The organism is Acidovorax sp. LjRoot204 (assembly GCF_056175785.1).
The window spans coordinates 1-6,420 of record NZ_JBGFFF010000203.1 but is presented as its reverse complement, the minus strand read 5'-3'; the positions used below and the strand labels follow the sequence as shown (position 1 = coordinate 6,420).

The following is a 6,420-nucleotide window of genomic DNA, read 5'->3' as shown; positions in this document are numbered from 1 at the left end:
GAACCGCACCATGCAAAAAAACCGGGTCTCACAGCCGCTGCGAAATCTCCAGCAGCGGCTTGATACTGGAACCAAAACGGCTCATCAAAGCGTGGTTCTGCTCCAGTTGGCTATACGGCAGGTACCGGATTCCCAACTCCGAAACGCGGGAGAATGCAGGCCTTTGAAGTTGTTCAGCGACCTTGTCTCTGCGATTGTCTGGAGCCACAAGAAACAATGCACAGTTGCCTGCAACCGACGTGCCCAAGGCCAGGTCGAGCATTCGCACGATCCCCGAATAGATGGACGTGGTGTGCTCGACTTCAAATGCGGCCGCGACCAGCGATGTCTGAGTATCAATCCATACGACATCAATTAGTCGAATCGACTCCAGTCCCCCGTCCACGCTGGCAGGCAACTGCGCCAGACATCCGTCTCCCAAAAGGCCGCTGCCGTAGGAGCGACCCCGGTCGTTGGACGCTATCCAGACATCAAACCCGAGAGACTTGCCCAGATCGCGCAACGAAGCCTGAATACCCGTGTGGGTCGCATCGCTTTCGGTCGCCTGGGACAGCTCCCGTTGCAATGCGGTGGATTCCTGCCGCACACGCTCAAGGTCTTCTTGCCAGAGTGTCGCCGTCGCCGCATCCATTGCTTGTGGCGGCGCTGCATATCGGCCACTGCCAATGTCAAACATGAGTCCCGCAATCGCACCGAGATCATTCGATAGTTTCAGCCGGTACTGCGCGTTCAAGCGCAGCAAGCCCTCCCGCATAGAAAGATAGTGGTCCCAACGTCCGAGCTTCACGCGCCCGCCAGTCACTGCGTTGAAACCATTGACAATGGCAGTGTTAAAGGGAGAGAGCAGCGTTGGGTGGATGAAATACAGCAAGTTGGCGACTGCTGGGCCCAAGCCTTTGATGCCGATTGCATCGATGCGCTGTATGGCGGCAACGACGTCTTCTGCGCAATCGCAGTGATCGCAGGTGTGAAGGAGATCTGCGAAGGCGAGCTGGTTACTCGTGTTCTCGTAGATGTCCGGAATCCTCAGCTTGGGTTTCCAGAGGAACGCGTGGTCCGCACCTTTGAAAATTTGGCGCTGCTCTGCCACGGAACCCACGATCGTCTCCAGCGAGGAGCCTCGGTAGGCGTTGCCAAACGTTCCTCCCCGGACGTCCTCCACCACCTGTGCAATGCCTCTGCGTATGGAGCGGAAGTTCTTGATCCTCTGATCCCACAGGAACCAGCTGTTGTAGGTGCTGCTCGGATCCGCCTTCCAGCAGTCAATAAGGGTTGCCAAGGGGTCATGCATTTGTCGTGAAGTGCTTGCCAATGGTCTGCGCACTGGGGAAATACATCGAAAAACAGGTCCTGCCATCGGCCGAACTCACTGAGATGCGGCCCCGGTGTGCATGAACAATCGCCTGGGTGATGGACAAGCCCAAGCCTGCACCATCGGAATMCAGTTGCTTGCGCGACTTGTCTGCCCGAAAGAAACGGTCAAACAGGCGGGGGATCATCTGCGCATCGATAGAAGGTCCAGTGTTGACTACATCCACGGTGGTTCCGTGAACGTCCCCTTGAATGTCAACGACCACCTGTTCCCCAGGGGGGGTGTAGCGAACGGCGTTGGACAGGAGATTGCTCAGCGCCCGGCGAAGCATCAACCGGTCGCCAGTGATCTCCGCCGTTCCGATCAGTTGCAGCCGGACCCGCTTTTCTTCGGCAAGGGCCTCGTAGAAATCAAACAAGGCCTGTGCTTCATCATGAACCGCGATTCTCTCCGTGCTGGGAAGAATAAGCCCGTGGTCAGCCTTGGCCAGGAACAACATGTCAGCCACCATGCGGGCCAAACGCTGGTACTCCTCGGCGTTGGAGGCCAGTATGTCCTGGTACTCCTCGGAGGAGCGAGCTTGGCTAAGCGTGACCTGGGTCTGCGTCATCAGATTGTTGATGGGCGTTCGCAGCTCGTGAGCCAGGTCCGAAGAAAACTCGGACAGCCGGTCGAACTCCTCCTTGAGCCGCCGGAGCATCTCGTTGAGAGTGGTCGCCAAGTCTGCCATTTCCACTGGAAACTCCTGGGTTGGCATCCGCTCGTCCAGTCGCTGTGCCGTGATGGCCATGGCGCGAGATCTCATGGCCCGAAGGGGGGCCAAGCCATTCTTTGCGGCCCACCAGCCCAGGACCCCGGCCACTAGAGTGGCCAACGCCACATAGCCCACAAGCACCCAAATCAATTCGTACATGAAGTGCTTGTGGTGGGCAATGTCTACAGCTACCCAGACCTGCAGCGGCGGCTCGGCGGAACCCGGCAACGTCACGAGTGCCGACATCCCTCGGTATTCCCGCCCCTCCGTTTTCCAGGAGGCAACCCCCAGGCGGGCCCTCTGGGCCAGGGCATGGAGATCATCTGGAAACTGGAAATCCGTGGTCGCGTAAAGCGTGGCCCTGTCACGGAAAACGCTGACAAAAAGGCCCTCATGGCTGTGCAAGACGTCGTCCAGACGCATTTTGAGGTCTTCAGGTGACGTGGATTTTCCTATCACCTCACGTGTGAGGTGGATCTTGTCGCGCAGGGCATCGCGATCCAGTTCCACAAAATGGCGATCGATAGAAATGGCGACGATGGTCCCCAAGCCAACGAGCACAAGCCCAGAAGCCAGCGTAAAAAAGGCCGTCAGCCGTGTCGTCAGCGAGTGCCGGGCTTTCACGGAATCTCCTGTGGCGCTTCAAGCACATACCCCATGCCTCGCACCGTCTGGATCAGTTTGGCGTCATAGGCATCGTCAATTTTGGCCCGAAGCCTACGCATTGCCACCTCGACCACGTTGGAGTCGCTGTCGAAATTCATATCCCACACCTGCGACGCGATCAGAGAGCGAGGCAAAACCTCTCCTTGGCGACGCATCAGCAGTTCCAGCAGACCGAATTCCTTGGGCGTGAGGTCGATGCGTTTGCCGGACCTGCTGACTCTCCGCCGCAGAAGATCCAGTTCAAGATCGGCCACCTGCAGAATGGTCACCTCGGCGCCACTACGGCCGCGCCGCAGTATGGTCCGGGCCCTTGCCAGCAATTCGGCAAAAGAAAACGGCTTGACCAGATAGTCGTCTGCGCCTAATTCCAGCCCCTTGATCCGGTCTTGCACCTGATCCTTGGCCGTGAGAAATAGCACGGGCATCTCAAGGCCACGGCGACGCATATTGGTGAGGACCTGCCAGCCGTCCATCCGAGGAAGCATCACATCCAGGATTACCAGATCGTAGTCTTCCTCTTGAACCATACGCAGACCATCGACACCGTTGTGGACTAGATCAGCGTTGAATCCCGCTTCCCGCAAGCCTTGGCGCAGGTACTCCCCGGTTTTGATTTCGTCCTCAACGAWCAGTATCTTCACGAGACCTCCTTGGCGCTGCGAGTGGCCGCCAGTGTGCCCGCAGATTTGCGCCTTTCTTGAACATGACAAAGATGTAATTGAGGCGTTATCTATTTGGAAGCCATTGACTCACACAATGCGTTGCATCAAAACGCATGGTGAATCTATGAGAAATTCCTGGCTTTCACGACTTAACTCAATCCCCTGGCTGGCCGCTGCACTGCTGGCGCCTTCGCTAGCCTTTGCTCAGATGCCAGACGGTGCACCCCCGAAAGTGGACTACCAACTTTCGTACCGATCAGCTCTGACAGGCTATGAGGTCTACAAAGAGCAATCCGTCCAGCCCTGGAAGGCTGCCAACGACAAGGTAGGCGAAATTGGAGGATGGCGCGCCTATGCCAAGGAAATGCGCCAGCCCGCACCCGCAGCGGACCAGGGCCAACCAGCCCAAGGCCATGACGCACACCACGGGGGCAAACAATGATCCGTACCCTTCGCATGCCCCGCGCCAAACTAGTGATCGCTGTTGCCGCAGTGGCGGTCTTGTCTGGCTGCGCCAGCGTGAATCTGGAGCAAAACCTCTCCAGCGCCAACGCGGCGACAAGCGGTTTCACGGACGGCGGACTTACTCTGGCCCGGGACCGGAATGAGCAAGATGCCTTGCGCCAACGCGCCTCGGACTTGTTGGCCAAACCGCTCAGTCAACAAGATGCCGTTCAACTCGCTCTGGTCAATAGCCCGTCCCTGCAAGCCATCGTGGCTCAAAACTGGGCGGACGCTTCCACGGCGGCCCAGTCCRGCCGCATCGCCAACCCTATTCTGAGCCTGGAGCGCGTTCGGCTAGGCAGCGAGACGGAGATCGGACGCCTCCTTTCCTTCGGTCTGCTTGACCTGCTGACCTTGCCCATGCGCAAAGGTATCRCCGAGCAGCGTGTCAAACAGACTCAGCTGCGCCTCAGCAGCGATGTAGTGGACCAGGTGACCCAAGTGCGCCAAGCCTGGGTCCGCGCTGTTGCCGCGCAACAGACGTTGACTTACACCCAACAGGTTGTCGCAAGCGCCCAAGCCAGCGCCGAGTTGGCCAAGCGCATGCAGGCAGTCGGTAATTTCAACAAGCTTGACCGTGCACGCCAGCAAGCGTTCTATGCCGACACAGCGACCCAGCTGGCCACCGCCCAGCACGGGGTCACAGCGGCCCGTGAAGAGCTGGTGCGGATGCTGGGCCTTGATGACAACCAAGCCCAGCAGCTCAAGTTGCCTGAGCGCCTGCCGACGCTGCCCAAGGAGCCGCTGTCCCCAGCAGATGCTGGCCGTCAGGCGTCCAAGGGGCGGCTGGATCTTCAGATCGCGAAGGCCGACTATGACGCAGCCGCACGCGCGCAAGGCTGGAACACGATCACGACCTTCACGGACATTGAACTGGGTGTACGGCGCGACTCTGTCTTCGATGCAGCCGAGAACACCCACTCGACGCGGCGCGGCTTCGAGATCAGTCTGCAGCTGCCGATCTTCGATTGGGGGGGCATGCGACGCGATTCCATGAACGCGCAAACCCTGGCCGCTGCCAACCGCCTGGAGGCCACAGCCCGCGCGGCGGGCTCGAACTTGCGCGAGAGCTATTCCGCGTACCGCACGGCGTATGACATCGCGCGCCACCACCGCGACGAGGTGATCCCTCTGCGAAAAACCATTTCTGAAGAAAACCAGCTTCGCTACAACGGGATGCTGATCAGCGTCTTTGAATTGCTTGCGGACTCCCGCGACCAGGTGAACTCGGTGATGGCGGCCCTGAACGCCGAACAGCAGTTCTGGCAGGCCGATGCCGCCCTTCAGGCCTCTCTCATCGGCAAGCCCACCAGCGCAGGTGTCTCGGGCGGTGGCGCAGCCGCAGCCGAAGCTGGTGCAGGTCACTGATCCCTCAAGGAAACCAACATGAATTCAAGAAGAGATTTTTTCCGATTTGCTGGCATTGCTGGGGGGGCTGTGGCCGCAGCGAGTGTGAGCCGGGTGGCGATGGCCGCTCTGCCAGAGCCAGTGTTCCAGACGAGTGCAGACACCATGGCGCCGCTGGTGCCCAATTCGGGGCGCCCCTACAACCCCGTGGTCACGCTCAACGGCTGGACSCTGCCSTGGCGCATGAACCAGGGGGTCAAAGAGTTCCACTTGGTGGCAGAACCCGTGGTGCGCGAAATGGCGCCCGGTTTCAAGGCCCACCTGTGGGGATACAACGGCCAGAGCCCAGGTCCCACCATCGAGGTGGTGGAAGGCGACCGCGTCCGCATTTTTGTTACCAACAAACTGCCCGAGCACACCAGTATCCACTGGCACGGGCAGCGTTTGCCTAATGGCATGGACGGCGTGGCGGGCTTGAATCAGCCAGCGATCCAGTCCGGCAAAACCTTCGTCTACGAGTTCGTTGCGCGCCGTCCGGGGACATTCATGTACCACCCCCATGCCGACGAAATGACCCAGATGGCCATGGGCATGATGGGTTTTTGGATCACGCATCCCAAGACCAAACATCCGCTGATCGACGAAGTGAACCGGGACTTCTGTTTCCTCCTGAGCGCCTACGACATCGAGCCCGGCGCCGCGACGCCCAAGGTCGCGGAAATGCTGAACTTCAAYTTGTGGACCTGGAACAGCCGCATCTTTCCTGGCATCGAYTCSTTSAACGTSCGGCTCAAYGACAAGGTGCGSATYCGCATCGGYAATCTCACCATGACCAACCACCCGATGCATTTGCACGGACACGAGTTTCTGGTAACGGGCACGGACGGCGGTCCCACGCCCAAGAGCACCCGTCTCTATGAAGTGACMACCGACGTSGCCGTSGGCCAGATGCGCCAGATYGAGTTCCTSGCSGACGARGARGGCGACTGGGCSTTCCACTGCCACAAGAGCCACCACACSATGAAYGCRATGGGYCACGACATTCCCACCATGATTGGCGTGGACCACCGCGGCGTTGCCAAGAAGATCAACAACCTGATCCCCGACTACATGGTCATGGGCGAGCGCGGCATGGCAGACATGACGGAAATGGAAATGCCCATTCCGGACAACAC

The 6,420-nt window shown here is 59.2% G+C and carries 5 protein-coding genes; 2 read left to right on the top strand and 3 right to left on the bottom strand.

The features are described from left to right. Positions 1-28: 28 nt before the first annotated feature. Genes AC04MI_RS22420 through AC04MI_RS22410 form a run of 3 tightly spaced genes read right to left on the bottom strand, consistent with a single transcriptional unit; the run spans position 29 to position 3,373 of the window. The gene (locus tag AC04MI_RS22420; protein WP_099730238.1) at positions 29-1,291 is read right to left on the bottom strand and encodes a type II restriction endonuclease; all 1,263 of its coding nucleotides are present in this window, start codon (positions 1,289-1,291) and stop codon (positions 29-31) included. Beyond that, positions 1,284-2,690, bottom strand: coding sequence for a heavy metal sensor histidine kinase (locus tag AC04MI_RS22415; RefSeq protein WP_476498745.1), 1,407 nt, complete (start codon positions 2,688-2,690; stop codon positions 1,284-1,286). The genes AC04MI_RS22420 and AC04MI_RS22415 overlap by 8 nt, the downstream gene beginning before the upstream one ends. After that, complete coding sequence (locus tag AC04MI_RS22410) at positions 2,687-3,373, bottom strand: heavy metal response regulator transcription factor (protein WP_476498744.1); 687 nt, start codon at positions 3,371-3,373, stop codon at positions 2,687-2,689. The genes AC04MI_RS22415 and AC04MI_RS22410 overlap by 4 nt, the downstream gene beginning before the upstream one ends. Positions 3,374-3,832: 459 nt before the next feature. Between AC04MI_RS22410 and AC04MI_RS22405 the strand changes: the two genes are divergently transcribed. Next, positions 3,833-5,266: a TolC family protein gene (locus AC04MI_RS22405; RefSeq protein ID WP_476498743.1), complete on the top strand. Its 1,434-nt coding sequence runs from the start codon at positions 3,833-3,835 to the stop codon at positions 5,264-5,266. An 18-nt stretch (positions 5,267-5,284) separates the two neighbouring features. Beyond that, a partial coding sequence (locus AC04MI_RS22400) for a multicopper oxidase family protein (RefSeq protein ID WP_476498742.1) occupies positions 5,285-6,420 on the top strand: 1,136 nt, incomplete at its 3' end.